The following is a 16,518-nucleotide window of genomic DNA, read 5'->3' as shown; positions in this document are numbered from 1 at the left end:
CATGTTCCTGAAGGGCATGGGCATGGATTCACGCCGGCACTCTGGATTCTTGTGAAATCAACCCGTCGCAAACCGGATCGCCCCCGTCATTCAATCCAAAGGTCCCCCTGCCGTGCGGGAATCCTATCGAGACAAAAAGTGGCTCATTTTGTGCATACATCGTGATTTCCGCACCATTTCCCCACACCGGGCGGATTTCGACCAACGGTTTGCCAAATCGTAACATTTATTCACATGACCATCTCCGGTAAATGGGGATATTGACTGACTTCCACTCCATGCGCGCCGCCTTGCCAACGACCGGACCCTGCGACGGTTCATTTATTCCCGATCTCACCCCGCTGCGGATCGACTCATGAGTTTCAAGTCGGCTTCCACCTGTCGTTCCTATTTTGCGGCGTGGGTTTGCGGTGTCAGCCTGCTGCTCAGTGTTTTTTCCAGCGCCCAGCGGGTGCGCCTCATGGCGGCCAACATCACGAGTGGCAATAACCAGTCGTATCTGGACCCGGGCATCCGGATTTTCCAAGGCATCAAGCCGGACATCGCGATGATTCAGGAGTTCAATTACGGAAACAACTCGGCCGCTACGATCCAAGGATTTGTTGCCAGCACTTTTGGGTCGGAATTTTCCTATTTTCGGGAGTCGGTGGGCGGCGACCAGATTCCCAACGGCATCATCAGCCGCTACCCGATTCTCGAATCCGGCGAGTGGGATGACACGCAGGTAAGCAACAGCCGGGATTTCGCCTGGGCCCGCATCGACATTCCCGGGCCGAAGGATCTGTGGGTCGTCTCCGTCCACATGCTGACCACGGATTCTAAACGGCCAGCCGAAGCCACCGCTCTTCGGGATCTCATCCAGCTCCATGTTCCCACTACGGACTACCTGGTCATTGGCGGGGATTTCAACTCGGACAGCCGCACGGAAACCCAGTTTGGCACCTTGGACGACGTCGTGGTCACAACGGGTCCGTATCCCGCAGATCGACTGGGAAATTCCAATACGAATGCCAGCCGGGGCAGTCCCTACGATGGGGTACTCCCGAATGCGGGGCTTTACGCGCTCCGGACCCCGGTGGTGATCGGTGCTTCGACTTTTGCCAACGGCCTTGTCGCTGACACCCAGATTTATTCGCCGATCGCGGAAATCAGCCCCGCGCTCGCCGCAGACAGCGGAGTGAGCGGCATGCAACACATGGCGGTGGTGAAGGATTTCATGATCCCGGTCTCCACGCCGCCTTTGATTGCTTCCACCTCTCCGCTCGCAGGCGGGACAATCGGCACGGCGGTTTCGCGAACTCTAACCGCCACTGGAGGGACCACGCCCTACACGTGGAGCATTTCCTCGGGGACGATCCCCAACGGCCTCACGTTCTCCAGCGGTGGGATCCTCAGTGGCACGCCCACCACGGCGGGGGCCTTCACCTTCACCGCACTTGTCACTGATAGCACCAGCGCAACAGCTAACAAATCATTCACCGTCACGATCACGCCGACACTCGTGGTTGCCTCCACCACGCCACTCGCTGGCGGCACCGTCGGCACGGCAATTTCACGAACTCTTGCCGCTGCCGGCGGAACCTCGCCTTACACCTGGAGCATTTCCTCGGGAACGATTCCCAATGGTCTCACGTTCTCCAGTGGTGGAACATTGAGCGGTACGCCCACCACGGCGGGGACATTCACTTTCACGGCGCTGGTGGCGGACAGTGCCGGCGCGACGGCTAACAAATCCTTCACCGTCACGATCACGCCCACACTCGTGGTCTCTTCCACCTCTCCTCTCGTCGGCGGAACTGTCGGCACGGCAATTTCACGAACAATCGCTGCCACGGGTGGAACATCGCCTTATTCCTGGAGCATTTTATCGGGAACAATCCCTAACGGCCTAACTTTCTCCGGCGGCGGCATTTTGAGCGGCACACCCACTGTCGCAGGAACATTCACTTTCAGCGCGCTTGTGAGCGACAGCGCCAGTGCGACGGCCAACAAATCCTTAACCGTCACCATCACGCCAACACTCGCGATTTCGTCCGCCTCTCCGCTTCCGAGTGGCACTGTCGGCACGGCGCTTTCGCGAACCTTAACCGCCATTGGTGGAGCCGTTCCTTATAGTTGGAGCGTGGTTTCGGGCAGCATCCCGGGCGGTTTGATCCTGACGACAGGGGGAGAACTCGGAGGCACTCCCACCGTGGCAGGCACCTTTAGTTTTACAGCACAAGTCGCCGACAGCGCCAGCGCAACGGCTAACAAATCCTTCTCTGTCACGATCACACCGACACTCGCCGTCGAATCATCCCCACAGTTGGCAAACGGCACCATCGGCACTTCCTACTCGCAAACTCTCGCCGCCAGCGGAGGAACACCCCCTTACTCTTGGAGCATCGCAACCGGAGTCCTCCCGGCAGGACTTGTGTTGAATGGCGACGGCCTGTTCACCGGCACGCCCTCGACTGCAGGCCCCTTCACCTTCGTCGCGGCGGTAACCGACAACACCGGGGCTACCGCCAGCAAAAATTTCACGATCACGGTCGCTCCGACACTGGTCGTTTCCACATCGTCAGTCGCCGGTGGAATCGTCGGCAATGTTTACAGCCAGTCGCTCACGGCCAGCGGCGGCACGTCCCCCTACACTTGGAGCGTAACGACCGGAAATTTACCAAGCGGCATCGCTTTGGGAAATACCGGCACCCTCGATGGCACTCCCACTGCATCGGGCGAATTCGATTTCACCGTTCAGGTGACGGACAGCGTTGGAGCGACAGCCATTCGTTCCCTCGTCATTCCCATCACTCCAGCACTGGCCATCAACTCCCCTGAAATACTAACGAATGGAGAGGTCGGTAGCACCTACACGCAAAACCTGACCGCCACCGGAGGAACGGCGCCCTATCAGTGGACGCTTGTCGGAGGACAACTTCCCGCCGGTCTCTCGCTCGATGCCGGGGGATCGTTGATGGGAACCCCCACTCTTGGGGGTACCTTCGGATTCGAGGCAAAGGTCACCGATGGCGCTTCGTCCAACATCACCCGCTCCTTCTCCGTTGCCATCCGTGAGCCTTTGGACGCTTTCCTCGAACTCCACGGACTTCCAGCCGACTCGGCGAACGTTGATACGGACGGCGACGGACTCTCCAACCTCGCCGAATTTCTCCTCGCTGGAAATCCCACCCTATCCGATTCATCGATTCTCCCAACGCTCGCTTTTCACCAGGAAATCCCGGCGGTCATCTATCAATTCACGGTCACCACATCCCCCGGGTCGGTCACGTGGAAAGCCCAGTCCAGCACCAATCTCCAAACATGGATCGACGTCGTTCCGGGAGTTGGTGGCGTGACATCCACCCTCACTCCGGGCGGCGCGACAAACCAGGTTTCCATCAGTATCCCCTCTCCGGCGGAAGCGATCTACGTCCGCCTGAAAGTCACCGGACCGTAACGAGTGGGTATTTTCCGCGTTTTTCCCATCACGGCGGGTTGCAATTGGTCTCTTTCCGGCGATGGTGGCGGATTATTCCAGCAAGGTTTGAAAAGCTAACATCCACACCCATGATATTCAGCAACATTCCCGGATGCGCCCTCGCCGTCGCTTATCTGATGACCCAGCCTCTTCTGGCGGACGGCACTTTCGGTAATTTTACCTACACCGAGGACGGCACCAGTGTCACGATCACCGGCTACCCGGACGATATCGTCGGGCCGGTTTCGATTCCGTCGAGCATCGCCGGCAAACCGGTGACGGCGATCGGCGTGGAAGCGTTCATGGAGTGCCACAAGGTGACGGCGGTGACGATTCCCGACAGCGTGACTCGCATCGATGATCGTGCATTTTACTACTGTGGTCTAACCAGTATCTCGCTGCCTGAGAGTCTCGCGAGCATCGGGGAATATTCATTTTACCGATGCACCCATTTGCCGGCAGTCTCCATACCCGACAGTGTCACCAGTATCGGAAGCAGCGCGTTCAACCGCTGCATCATTCTGGATGAAGTTTCGCTGCCATCGGGACTCACGGAAATCCCGGACGGAATGTTTTATTTGTGCAGCCGACTCACGAATTTGGTCATCACTCCGAATATCACTCACATCGGCAATGGAGCGTTTGGTAACTGTGTTGGATTGAAGGATCTCACGATCCCAGGCACCGTCAAGATCATCGGAGGTGGCGCGTTCGTGCGCTGCGACCAATTGGAAAAACTGGTAATTTCCGATGGCGTCGAAGAAATCAAGAGCGGGGCTTTTGGCGACTGTCCTCTCCTGACGAAAGTGACGATTCCGGCCAGCGTGACGAAGATCGAGAATTACGCGTTCCGCCGGAGGAAACCTGCGGTGATCAGCGCCACCTTTCTCGGCAACGCCCCCGCCATCGGAGCTGGCATCTTCAAAATCCGCCACGAGCCGTCGCCACCCGCCACCATCATCTATTATACCGAAGGGGCCGCGGGATTCACCTCTCCTGTATGGAACGGCTATCGGTCTGTCGCGCTCGCCGCCGGACCGGAGATCGGGATCCAGCAACCCGCCGGATCAAATCTGGATGAAGACGATAAACGCAGCTTCGGCACCGTGAAAGTCGGTGAATCCGGGGGCACAAAAACCTTCACCATCGTTTCCACCGGAACCGAAGACCTGACCGGACTTGCTATCACGATTGACGGAGCCAATGCGGGCGACTTCATCATTAAGCCACCTAACAAGGCATCCATGGCAACGGGTGAATCACGGATTTTCACCGTGACGTTCAAGCCCAAGGGACAAGGCACGCGCATGGCGCACATCCATGTCACCAGCACCGAAACCACCGGAAATCCGTTCAGCATCATGCTGGCGGGGATGGGAGTGAAATAGGCCGTGAATGGGCAGGTTGGCATCGGGAAGTAACTCCAATGCCATCGTTCCGGCAATGTTCTCCCGTCGTGCGGAAATATCTTCTCGACTCGAACACCCGGGGCGTGGCTTTTATCCGCTAGAATCCTGTCGGCAATTACTCACCTCAGCCAAGCCATCCCTGCATGAAACCCGGAAGTCTCACTTCTCTCACGATCCTGTCCGCCTTCTGTCTCACTGTCCCGTCCTTGCTCGCGGATGAGACCTCCGGCGACTTCCTTTATACCAACAGCTCCAAAGGAATCACGATTACCGACTTCACGGACAGTTCGGCGACAAGCGTGGTGATCCCGCCGCAGATCGCCGGCACGCCGGTGACCCGCATCGGTGAAGGTGCGTTCTACAACCGCCAGAACCTGACGAACGTCACCATTCCCGAGAGTGTCACCCATATCGATGGAGAAGCGTTCTTCAATTGTATCGGCCTGATGGATCTGTCCTTTCCCAAGGGCCTGACCACTATGGGCTACGGGGCTTTCACGAATTGCGAGAGCTTGCTCAGCATCACTCTCCCCTCTGGCTTGAAAAGTCTCGGTACGGGGGCGTTCCAATCCTGCCGGCGTTTGAGGAGTGTCTCACTGCCACCCGGCATCACCATGATTGCTCCCTATTCGTTCAGCGATTGTCTTTCTCTAACGAAACTCACCATCCCCGACGGTGTCGAAAGAATCGGAGAAAGAGCTTTCAGGGGATGCGAGGAGTTGGAAACCGTGATTATTCCTCGAAGCGTCAGGACCATCGATGACTATGGGTTCGAAGGCTGCTTCAAGCTGCAGAATCCGAGCCTGCCTGAAGGAATCAGAAAGATCGGCAACAACGCCTTCGAATCATGCCAAAGTTTTACCAGCGTGATCATTCCCGCCAGCGTCGAAAAAATCGAAATCGGCGCGTTCAGTGAATGTCCCAAATTGTCCAAGGCGATCTTTCTTGGGGATGCGCCTGCCTCCATCAGGACTAACGCGTTCTACTCCGTCGCGCCGGATTTCACGGTGTATCATCTTGAAGGGAAATCCGGGTTCACGACGCCCAAGTGGCTGGGGTATTCGTCCGAAGTGACCACGCTTGCTCCCGAGATCGAAGTGCGTCAACCGACGGGAACTCCCTTGGTAGACGGAACGGCAAAGAAAAGTTTCGGTGCCGTGGCGGTGGATAGCGCTAAAAGAGAGAAAATCTTCACCATTACAAACAACGGTACTGCGGAATTGACCGGTCTGGCGGTGACGATCAACGGGGCGAATTCGAAGGATTTCAAAATCACCACCCCGGCAAAGACAGCTCTGGCAATCAACGGAACCACGACTTTCAAAGTGACGTTCATGCCAACCGGCACCGGCACACGCGAAGCGGAGATCCACATCAAGGGCAAGGAGACGGGTGAGAATCCATTCGACATCCGGTTGGCGGGAATGGGAGTGAAGTGAGATGTCGCCTGCGAGGGGTGACGAAGAAAAAGTGGTCCAGGATCCGCTCATGGTCGGTGCACTCACGCGGATAGAGCAGCGGATGGATCGCCACAAAAATGGAGATGGGATTTTCTTGATGTTTCCCGAAGGCGGAAATGTCCGTCACCAGTGATGGCGACGGAGGATTTCCGACCTATCCTTCCTTGGTTGAACCTATTTTGACATCGGGAGCGACCATGGCCACGTCTGTATTCAATATCCGGCGCAGATGGACTGCCGCTGGTTCACGGAGTGTTTCTCATTGAAAAGTTGTCCAATTTCAACTGGCCGGCGGGAACCCGACACGAATCCGAGTAGCCATAAATCTGGATGGTAAAACGTCCGCTCGCAGGATTCATCCTCCAGTTTCCACTGCGGTATCCTCCCCTGCCCGTTGTTGAATAATTACAAAGCTTCATCCATTGAAAACCATCCGCGCGCCCGGTACGGTCATACCAAAAAGTAAAAAACCGGGTCTTCTTGTCGAAAGTGATGCGCATGCTGCCGGCAGCAACCTGCGGATCCAGCCTGAACTCCCTGTCAAAATCATCCAGGTCGACCTCGTCGTCCGCCTGGCCGGTCACAGCGAATCCGCTACTGCTGCCAATACCGCCGAGGCCGGCACCATTGAACTTGTAGTTCACCCGGTCCCTAGCATCGAGTGCATTGCAAATCTGGAGGCCAACGCCAGCCCTGTATTCGAGATTTGTTTTATTCACCACATCCACGATGACCTCCCAGCTTTCATTGCAGCCAGGATGGCGGTTTCTCAGTTCGGCGATACCCGATGCATATTGGGCCGGGTCCGAACCAACGGTAAATTTCATGCCACCTGGAAAATGCGCCAACTCCCCACCCTCACGATTCGTTATTTTCCAGCGGGCCAAACGGAGGGTCTCCGCGTTGAAATTATCCGTTAACGGCGTGAGTGCGGAAGCCGTCCCCGTTAGCACAATTGCGGAGCAGTGAGAAAGGATTGTCAGGAACGGAGCGATTTTCATCGGGCAACCGCTAACAATTCGTTAGGAACATTGCACGAAAATATCCGACCACAATCGATAAAAAGATAAAAGCCATGAAACCCGACGGCTCCATGGCTTTTATGAAAACGGGCGGAACGAATTCCAGTTGAATCAATGCTCGCGGCAGAATTGCTCGAAGCGGGTCAGTCCTTCGTTGAGGATGTCCAGCGTCGTGCAATAGCTGAGGCGGATGCCCTCGTCGTAGCCGAAGGCGATGCCGGGAACGGCGGCGACCTTGTAGCGGGAGAGGAGCTTGTCGCAAAGGTTCATCGACTTCAAACCGGTGTTGCCGGTGTAAACGAAGAAGTAGAACGCACCTTGCGGCTCAACCACGCGGATGTTGTTGATCGCCTTGAGGCGGCCATACATGAACTGGCGCTTCACGTCGTATTCGCCGCGGAGGTCTTCGATGAACGATTGGTCACCTTCGAGAGCGGCGAGCGCTCCGTATTGGGAGAAGCTGTTCGCGTTGGAGGTGGTGTGGTTCTGGATTTTTTCGATCGCTTCGGCCAATGGCTTCGGAGCGGCGGTGTATCCCAGACGCCAGCCGGTCATCGAGTAGGCCTTCGAGAAGCCGTTGACGGTGATGGTGAGGTCGTAGAGTTCTTGGCTGAGCGACGCGATCGAGACGTGCTTGTGATCGCCATAGACAAGCTTTTCGTAGATTTCGTCGGAAAGGATGACGATGTCTTCGCCGAGGGCGATTTCACCGAGGGCGAGGAGTTCCGCTGCGGTGTAGATGGCTCCGGTTGGATTGCCGGGAGTGTTGATGATCACCATCTTGGTCGCCGGGGTCATGGCTTCCTCGAATTGCTCGGGAGTCATTTTCCAGCCGGTCGATTCCTTGGTCTCGACGATAACAGGGACGCCGCCAGCGAGACGGACCATTTCCGGGTAAGACACCCAGAATGGCGAAGGGATGATGACTTCGTCGCCTTCTTCGATGACAGCGAGGATGGCGTTATAGCAGGCCATTTTCGCACCACCGGTGACGCAGATCTGGTTGGCGGCGTAGTCGAGATTGTTGTCGTCCTTAAATTTCTTGGACAGCGCGGCACGGAGCTCAGGGATACCGCCGGCGGGGGTATACTTGGTTTTTCCTTCCAGAAGGGCGGCGATGGCCGCGTCCTTGATGAACTGTGGAGTGTCGACTTCCGGCTCACCGCCGGCGAGCGCGTAAACTTCTTCGCCTTTGGCGATCATCGCTTTAGCCTGTGCGGTGACGGCAAGCGTGAGTGACGGGGAAACCTTGGCAATACGGGATGAGATGCTTTCCATTTGAGCGCGCGAGTGAGGATTGAGCCGCCATCCCGGGCGGAGCAACAGAGTTTGCGCAGCCCCAGAATGAGCGGGGGGCTTTTGTGGGGCTTCGGCCAAGGGGTGGCAAGCGAAATGCTAAGGCAATTCTAACCTATTTTCCGCCCCATGCCGCCTGAACGGTGAATTTCCCGCGTTGGATCCGACGCGGGTGAGGGTCAAGCATGCCCCGTCCACTCACTCGTCGCTTGAGGCCCGGTCATTTGAAAAACTCATCTTGCCGGAATGAAATTGTTTCTCCAATTTGCGCCGGTGATCTCACTCGCCAAACTCTTCGGGAAATCGGACCGGTTCTTTGAACTCCTTGCCTCCAGCGCGAAATCGGCGCACCAAAGCATCGAAGCTCTCGCCCGGCTGCTCCAGGAATCGAAAGGAAGCATCTCGCTGGCGGAGCTTTCCGTCGCCCGCCGCAACGAGAAGAAAAACGCTGAAATCATCAGCGAAGAGCTGGTCAAGGTGTTCGTGACCGCGCTCGACCGTGAGGATATCGAGGCGCTGTCCAAGGCGCTTTACCGGATTCCCAAAACGGTGGAAAAATTCGGCGAACGCTTTGAAATCATGAACCATCTGGTGAATGCCTCGGATTTCGCTCCGCAAATGGCGATCGCCCAGGAAGCCGCGCTCGTCGTGGTGCGGATGGTGGACATGCTCGCGAAAAATCCGAAGCTTGAAGATATCAAGGCGGAAAACGACAAGATGCAGGATCTCGAAGGTCGCGCCGACCAGCTCGTTGTCGGTTATTTGAAGGAAATTTACTCGGGCAACATTGAGCCGATCAAGGCGATGGCGATGCGCGACCTTTACGACCTCCTTGAAAAGGTCATCGACCGTTGTCGCGATTCCGGAAACGTCGTTTCTCAAATCGTCCTGAAAAACTCCTGAGGCTAGAACAGCATGAGTCTCGGCATCATTTTCCTGGTGATCTTCATCGCCCTCGCCTTTGAGTATATCAACGGTTTCCACGACACGGCGAATTCGATCGCGACCGTCGTCGGCACCAAGGTGATGACTCCGCGGCAGGCCATCGCGATGGCGGCCATCACCAATCTCATCGGTGCCCTCGCGGGTCACGCGGTGGCAAAGACCGTTTCATCGGGATTGGTGGACGCGCAATTTGTCTCGCCGATGGTGATCGTCTGCGCTCTGTTAGGCGGGATCGCTTGGAACCTGCTCACCTGGTGGTTCGGGCTGCCTTCGAGCTCGACTCATGCGCTGGTCGGTGGTATTTGCGGTGCCACCCTTGCGAGTTCCCATGACAACTGGCATGCGATCATCTGGTCGGTGAAAAAGGTCAAGGACGGCAAGGAAGTCATGGAAGGTGTGCTGCACAAGGTGCTCATGCCGATGATCACCTCGCCGATCATCGGTTTCATCGGTGGTTTCCTGCTGATGGGCTTTCTCTATTTCCTGCTGCAGAAAGCCCGGCCACGCTTCGTGAACAGGTTCTTCGGCAAGGCTCAGATTTTCAGCGCCAGCTACATGGGATTCGCCCACGGTCTGGCCGATGCGCAAAAGACGATGGGCGTCATCACGCTGGCCTTGGTGACCGCCACAGCGACCGGCAGTTTCCAGAATATTCCCGATTGGCTCGGTTTTCTCCGGATGGGGAAATCGATGCAGGCAGAGCACAGCGTCACCGTCATCAAGAACCCGAAATCAACGCCTGAGCAATTGATCGAAGCGGCGAACGTGTTGGAACAGGAAAGCACGAAATTGGCTCCCGGCGAGTATCGCGAAGCCTTCCAGATCCTAGCCGCCAAGACCCTTGCGGCAACCCAACAGCAAGAAGCCACGCAGCGGTTGCTCGCCGTCGGCAGCGCCACTCATCGCGAAATTCTCGCCGCCGAGGACGACCGTATTCTCACCAAAATCCCCGTGCTCGGAAGCATGGTCGCCGGGAAACACACCGACTGGCTCAAAACCCTCGACTCGGAAATGAAATCCGCGGGGGAAAAGGGCAAAGCTCCCCTGCCCGCCGCCGCCGCAAAAGTCGCCGACCTCTCGCCCGACGTGCCCGTCTGGATCAAGGTCATTTGCTCGCTGACCATGGCAGCCGGGACGATGGCCGGCGGCTGGAGAATCATCAAAACGCTGGGTCACAAAATGGTCAAACTCCAGCCCGTCCACGGATTCGCCGCGGAAACCGTCGCCGCCACCCTGCTCGCCGTCACCGGCAGTTACGGCATGACCGTTTCCACCACCCACAGCATCACCACCTCGATCATGGGTGTCGGCTGCGCAAAACGATTCAGCGCACTCAATTTGTCGCTGATCGAGCGCATCCTCTGGGCCTGGGTCCTCACGCTTCCCGCGGCCGGGGGCGTTGCCTATATTCTCGTGAAAATATTTCGCCTGTTCGGATGGCTGCCGTGAGTCGCGCTCATCCCCCGGTGAAGATTCTGCCGATCTCCTCATTCCCGGCTTGATGATCAGGTTTTGATGAGGATGATGCCTCGCATGTCACGGTTGTTTTGTGTCCGCCTCATCGTCCTCGCGCTGACCGGTGCGTCCATCACCTCCTGCGGTGGAAGCCCTCCTGAAAAAAATCAGCCGCCACGCGTGCAAACCACGCCGGACCAACCGGTCCGCGTCGCCGCCATTCCGCCGACAGCGCCACCGCCAGTGGCTGCCGAAAGCGCCATCGTCATCGACGTCGTCAGTGGGCGGGTGCTCTACGCGAAAAACGCCGACGCCCCCCGCGCCGTCGCCAGCACCCAAAAACTGGTCACCGCCCTCTGCGTCCTCGATGCCGGAAACATCGACAAGCCGGTCACCGTCGAAGCGTCCGACGAAGCTTGCGAACCCACCCGTCTCAACCTCAAGCCTGGCGAAGTTTACCCGCGCCGCGAATTGCTCAAGGTGCTGATGGTGAAAAGCGCCAATGATGTCGCCCGCGCTTTGGCCCGGGATGTCGGCGGCAGCCAGGAAGGTTTCGCCGCGATCATGAACCAGAAAGCCTCGGCGCTCGGCATGAGGAACTCGAATTTCATCAACCCTAACGGACTTCCGCAACCCGGCCAATACTCGACCGCCCGCGACATGGCCATCGCCGCCCGCGCCGCCTATCGCAGTCCGTTGATCCGTTCGTTCACCGCGACCAAGTCGATGACTTTCACCTTCAACGACGGCCACACCCGCTTCGTGGAAAACACTAACAAGCTCCTGAAGACCGTCCCCTATTGTGACGGCTTGAAGACCGGCACCACCAATGCCGCCGGCCGCTGTCTGATCTCCAGCGGTTCGTTGAACGGTCGTTCCGTGATCGTGGTCGTATTGAAATCCACCACGCCAAACGTCTGGAAGGATTCCAGCAAACTTCTCGCCTGGGCGCTCGAACGTCCGGCCACCACCGCGGGCCTCTAACACCGTGATGCCCGGCCCCGCCGAATCCCTGCGCCAGCTCGCTGCCGAGGGACTCCTGCGGGAACTTCGCCCGCTGGATTCTCCAACCGGCACCCGTGTCGTTCGCGATGGCCGGCCGTTGTGGAACTTCGCTTCCAACGACTACCTTGGTCTGGCAAGGCATCCGGAGACCGAAGCCGCTGTCATCGAAGGCGTGCAACGCTTCGGAGCCGGGTCCGCGGCTTCCCGCCTCGTCTGCGGCACCCTGCCTCCCCACCGGATGCTGGAGGAATCCCTCGCTGCGGCGAAACAAACCGAAGCAGCGCTCACATTCTCATCCGGCTTCGCCACCGCGCTCGGCGTGATCCCTGCCGTAGTTGGCAAATCCGACTTCGTGTTCCTCGATAAACTGTCCCACGCCTGCCTCGTCGATGCCGCCCGTCTATCAGGAGCGACGATCCGGGTCTTTCCACACAACGATCTCGGCAAGCTCGAACGCCTGCTCGTTTCCACCCGTTCGAAATCACCGAAAGCCCGCATCCTCGTCGCCACCGAGTCCGTCTTCAGCATGGACGGCGACCTCTGCCCGCTGCGCGAAATCGTCACACTCACCGAAGCTCACGATGCACTGTTGCTGTTGGATGAAGCACACGGCTTCGGCGTCCTCGGCGAACACGGCATGGGCCTGGCCGAACAGGAAAACCTCCAACAACGCATCACCTTCCAAATGGGCACGCTCAGCAAGGCCGCCGGCCTATCAGGCGGATATCTTGCCGCCTCGCGTGATTGGATCGACCTGTTGACGAACCGCGCCCGGAGTTTCATCTACTCCACCGCTCCTCCTCCGGCCATCGCGCATGCAGCCACCGCCTCGCTGACATTAATCCGCTCGGAGAAAGGAAAGAAACTCCGCTCGAAACTTCAGGAAAACATCGCGTTCCTTTCCCAGCAAGGAACTCCGATCATTCCCAGAATCTTCGGCTCTAACGAAGCCGCCCTTGTCGCCGCATCATCCTTGGAACGTGAAGGCTTTCTCGTTCCCGCCATCCGCTACCCGACCGTCTCTCGCGGGACTGCGAGATTGAGGATCAGCGTGTCTGCCGTGCATTCCTCAGACGTGATAGACGCACTGGCATCCAGGCTCGGAGCGCTGGTGAATCCATCGAAATAGGGCGCATGGACGAGACGTCTCCGCCCCCTATCAGAAGTTGGACGAAACCAACGGCGAAGGAATTGCGATGACCTGCATTCCGGCGCGTTGGGCGGCGAGGATGCCGGCCGGGGCGTCTTCCAGTGCGAGGCATTTCGTTGGATCAACCCCGAGCAGTTTCGCGGCTTTCAGGAAAATATCCGGAGCGGGTTTGCCCTCTTCGACATCGTCGGCGGTGACCACCTCGTCGAACCAATCGGAAATCCCGACGATTTTCAAAGTCTTCTCGATAACCATCCGCGAGCCGCCGGTGGCGATCGCCATCGGGACCTTGCCGCGGAGGCCTTCCGCAAAAGCGGCGACTTCCTCGATCAAAGTCACGGTGTTCAGCCTTTTAAGGAAAGCCTCACGTTTTGCGAAGGCTACAGCGCTGGGATCTAGCTTCAAATTATACTCGTCGTTGAGCTCAACCACGATGTCCATGGTCGGACGACCACCCATGGCGAAGAAGACATCTTCCTTGAAAACACCGCCGGCCCCGTGGAGCGCGAGCGCTTCGCACCAAGCATCAAAATGGGCGGGCATCGAGTCAACGAGCGTGCCGTCACAATCGAAAATTACAGCTTCAAAACCAGTGGGTGGGAAAGAAAAGGGTCCGATACTTGCCATTGCGCCGCACGGCTTATGCACAGAAGCGGGTGTTGGCAAGAGCGGTCATCAAGAATGTTTCAACTTTGCTTAGAAAGTGCCGAAATGGTTCTAATTACCTAGGTGAAATCCCTATTTTTCCGCTATTTGCGCTAATTGTGTAGGATTTGGAACCTGCTGAATCTCAGAGTCCCATCGCCTGATTTTTGTAGATTCCCGACGACACGATCATGCGCTCCGGCGTGGTGTTTTTGATCTCCACTTCGCCCTCGATCACCACGCCATCGTTGAAATGAACCGGGCCGGATATTTTCAGCGAATCGCAGTTGAGCAGGCTCGGAACGCCTAGCGGATCGAGCTGGTCCACCAGCTTGTAGTCATCCGACAAAACGATGTTCGGAGGCACGCCATTTCGCGAGGCAGCGAGGCGGACCTGGCCGTCGTCGAGCACCTCATAGGCGTCCGAGCGCAGGGCGAGCAAATCCCCGGTCGTCTTCACCGGCGCGAAACGACTGCGCGGCACGTCGATGGCGGCCGCTCCTTCGAAACACTCAATGGCGGCCCCCATGGCGATTTCCAACTGGACCACGGCGGTCGATTTCTTGTCGCGCGGATCGACCGTTTTGTTGTTGCGGATCATCGGCAGCGGCAACACGCCGGAATCGGCCGCGAGTTGGGATTTCAGGAGATCCAGGCGGAGCCACAGGCTGTTCGTGTTGAAATATTGGTGACGGTCGATGTCCTGGAACGCGTCGGCGTCGGCATCCGGACATTGCGCCACTTCGCGCAGCAGCAGGCGTCCATCCGATTTTCGAACTGCTAGATGACCGCCCTTGCGATCTGCCGCGGTCCGGCGGGTGACCTCCATCAGAAACGGTGCTCCGCTCCTGGCGAAATAGCTCAGGATCGCGGGATCGAGGATCGCACCGAGGTTGTCGGAATTGGAAACGAAAGCATATTTCACCCCTTCCGCGAGCAAGCGATCCAGCCACCCGCTGCCGACGAGTGCCGGATAGAGATCGCCGTGGCCCGGCGGACACCACTCGAGGTCCGGATCGGCGGGCCATTCAACGGGCTGATAGGTCGTGGCGTCGATCTTCGGAATCTGATTTTGCATCAGCTCGACTTCGGAGGCGTCGGCCAATCCCTGTGAGGTGTATTTCTCCAAATGCGCCAGCGTGTCCGCGCTCGTGCTGAAGCTGTTCATCAATAGCAGCCGCACGTTCGCACCGCTGGTTTTACGGAGGTCGAGAATCTGACGAACCATGAGGTCGAGGAAGTTCACTCCGTCGCGGACGGCGAGCAGGCTCTTCGGACCTTGCAGGCCCATACCGGTGCCAAGACCGCCGTTCAGTTTGATGACGACCGCTTGCGACAAGAGCATCGGATCCACGTCACCTGATGTGGCGATTTCGTCAAATGAGGCGAGCCCCTGCGCTGGTGAAATAGACTCCTCGGGAATCATTCCGGTCTCATTGCGCAGCAGCGCTTCGTAGTTGCGGAGGAAGGCACGGATGGCCGCGTCGCCCATACCGGCGGCGGTCATCTTGGTTTCGAATGCGTCAAAATTTCCCATGATTTTGCAAAGTGTTCTGTGGAAACCCTGCCCCTGTCCAGGCGTTGGGTCACGCGGAAAAATCAAATCGAAATCGGGTTGGTTTGCCTCCTGCTGACAATGACGGACATTGATGCATCCACATTCTTCCCGACAACGTGAGAGATTTGTTTTTGGGGTTGACCGGGAGGCGGCATGCCTATTGGACGCAGGCGCATTTCCTGCTTATTGATCCTCCGAATTTCCCTTCATGAAAATCCTCATTCTTTCCCGCAATCCGAAACTCTACAGCACGGACGCTCTGGTTGCGGCCGCCACGAAGCGGGGCCATGAGGTCCGCGTCGTGGACTACCTCCGCTGCTACATGAACATCACCTCGCGCAAGCCGAGGATCTATGTCGACGGCGAGGAACTGGTGGCGGACGCCGTCATTCCGCGCATCGCCGCGCGACATACGTTTTATGGAAACGCCGTGGTGCGGCAGTTCGAGATGATGAACGTTTTCACTCTCAACGATTCCGTCGCCATCGCCCGCTCGCGGGACAAGCTGCGGTCGCTGCAAATGCTGGCGAAGCGCGGCATCGGACTGCCGGTGACCGGATTCGCCCACCACACCGAAGCGACCGGCGAGCTGATCAAGATGTGCGGCGGCGCACCGCTGGTGATCAAGCTGTTGGAAGGCACTCAGGGTGTCGGCGTGGTGCTCGCGGAAACGACCAATGCCGCGGAGTCGGTCATTGAGGCGTTCCGCGGCTTGAACGCGAACATCCTGGTGCAGGAATTCATCAAGGAAGCCGAAGGCGCGGACATCCGTTGCGTCGTGGTCGGCGGAAAGGTCGTCGCTTCCATGAAACGTCAAGGCGCTCCCGGCGAATTCCGCTCGAATCTGCATCGCGGCGGCTCTTCGCAGAGCGTGAAAATCTCCACCGACGAACGCGCCGTCGCCATCAACGCCGCCAAGGCGATGGGGCTCAACGTCGCGGGTGTCGACCTGCTCCGCTCGAATCACGGTCCGGTGGTGATGGAAGTGAACTCCTCACCCGGACTCGAAGGCATCGAACAATCCTCGAAAAAGGACGTCGCTGGAATGATCATCGAGTTCATCGAACGCACCGCGGTGAAACCGTCGAAATCGACGGACAAGTAAACAACCCC

At 57.9% G+C, this 16,518-nt stretch carries 12 protein-coding genes; 8 read left to right on the top strand and 4 right to left on the bottom strand.

Features of this window, described 5'->3' with window-relative positions:
- Window positions 1-355: 355 nt before the first annotated feature.
- The 3 genes from ABIQ96_RS07700 to ABIQ96_RS07690 all read left to right on the top strand — a co-directional run bounded on the left by ABIQ96_RS07700 (window position 356) and on the right by ABIQ96_RS07690 (window position 6,308).
- Window positions 356-3,439 carry a putative Ig domain-containing protein gene (locus tag ABIQ96_RS07700; RefSeq protein WP_348213989.1) on the top strand — a complete coding sequence of 1,028 codons (3,084 nt, stop codon included), beginning with the start codon at window positions 356-358 and terminating at the stop codon, window positions 3,437-3,439.
- Window positions 3,440-3,549: 110 nt separating this feature from the next.
- Complete coding sequence (locus tag ABIQ96_RS07695; protein ID WP_348213988.1) at window positions 3,550-4,848, top strand: leucine-rich repeat protein; 1,299 nt, start codon at window positions 3,550-3,552, stop codon at window positions 4,846-4,848.
- 164 nt (window positions 4,849-5,012) lie between these two features.
- Window positions 5,013-6,308, top strand: a complete 1,296-nt coding sequence (locus ABIQ96_RS07690; protein ID WP_348213987.1) for a leucine-rich repeat protein — start codon at window positions 5,013-5,015, stop codon at window positions 6,306-6,308.
- Window positions 6,309-6,574: 266 nt separating this feature from the next.
- On the opposite strand, the gene ABIQ96_RS07685 is transcribed toward ABIQ96_RS07690, so the two are convergent.
- Window positions 6,575-7,330 carry a hypothetical protein gene (locus ABIQ96_RS07685; RefSeq protein WP_348213986.1) on the bottom strand — a complete coding sequence of 252 codons (756 nt, stop codon included), beginning with the start codon at window positions 7,328-7,330 and terminating at the stop codon, window positions 6,575-6,577.
- Between the two features lie 132 nt (window positions 7,331-7,462).
- Window positions 7,463-8,629, bottom strand: coding sequence for a pyridoxal phosphate-dependent aminotransferase (locus tag ABIQ96_RS07680; RefSeq protein ID WP_348213985.1), 1,167 nt, complete (start codon window positions 8,627-8,629; stop codon window positions 7,463-7,465).
- Between the two features lie 264 nt (window positions 8,630-8,893).
- Between ABIQ96_RS07680 and ABIQ96_RS07675 the strand changes: the two genes are divergently transcribed.
- The 4 genes from ABIQ96_RS07675 to ABIQ96_RS07660 all read left to right on the top strand — a co-directional run bounded on the left by ABIQ96_RS07675 (window position 8,894) and on the right by ABIQ96_RS07660 (window position 13,181).
- Complete coding sequence (locus tag ABIQ96_RS07675) at window positions 8,894-9,550, top strand: pit accessory protein (RefSeq protein WP_348213984.1); 657 nt, start codon at window positions 8,894-8,896, stop codon at window positions 9,548-9,550.
- A gap of 12 nt (window positions 9,551-9,562) precedes the next feature.
- On the top strand, window positions 9,563-11,041 hold the full coding sequence (locus tag ABIQ96_RS07670; protein ID WP_348213983.1) for an inorganic phosphate transporter: 1,479 nt from the start codon (window positions 9,563-9,565) through the stop codon (window positions 11,039-11,041).
- Between the two features lie 84 nt (window positions 11,042-11,125).
- A complete protein-coding gene (locus ABIQ96_RS07665) occupies window positions 11,126-12,031 on the top strand; it encodes a D-alanyl-D-alanine carboxypeptidase family protein (RefSeq protein ID WP_348213982.1) in 906 nt (301 codons plus the stop codon).
- Window positions 12,032-12,038: 7 nt separating this feature from the next.
- Entirely contained in the window at window positions 12,039-13,181 is a 1,143-nt protein-coding gene (locus tag ABIQ96_RS07660) for an 8-amino-7-oxononanoate synthase (RefSeq protein WP_348213981.1), read from the top strand.
- A 30-nt stretch (window positions 13,182-13,211) separates the two neighbouring features.
- Here the strand turns inward: ABIQ96_RS07660 and ABIQ96_RS07655 are convergent, their stop codons facing one another.
- On the bottom strand, window positions 13,212-13,829 hold the full coding sequence (locus ABIQ96_RS07655) for an HAD family phosphatase (protein WP_348213980.1): 618 nt from the start codon (window positions 13,827-13,829) through the stop codon (window positions 13,212-13,214).
- A gap of 163 nt (window positions 13,830-13,992) precedes the next feature.
- The gene (locus ABIQ96_RS07650; RefSeq protein WP_348213979.1) at window positions 13,993-15,384 is read right to left on the bottom strand and encodes a UTP--glucose-1-phosphate uridylyltransferase; all 1,392 of its coding nucleotides are present in this window, start codon (window positions 15,382-15,384) and stop codon (window positions 13,993-13,995) included.
- Between the two features lie 229 nt (window positions 15,385-15,613).
- Between ABIQ96_RS07650 and rimK the strand changes: the two genes are divergently transcribed.
- Window positions 15,614-16,510: a 30S ribosomal protein S6--L-glutamate ligase gene (gene rimK / locus ABIQ96_RS07645; protein WP_348213978.1), complete on the top strand. Its 897-nt coding sequence runs from the start codon at window positions 15,614-15,616 to the stop codon at window positions 16,508-16,510.
- The last annotated feature ends 8 nt before the right edge of the window (window positions 16,511-16,518 follow it).

This window comes from Luteolibacter sp., assembly GCF_039920825.1.
GTDB lineage: Bacteria > Verrucomicrobiota > Verrucomicrobiia > Verrucomicrobiales > Akkermansiaceae > Luteolibacter.
This window is presented reverse-complemented; position numbering and strand designations above follow the sequence as displayed.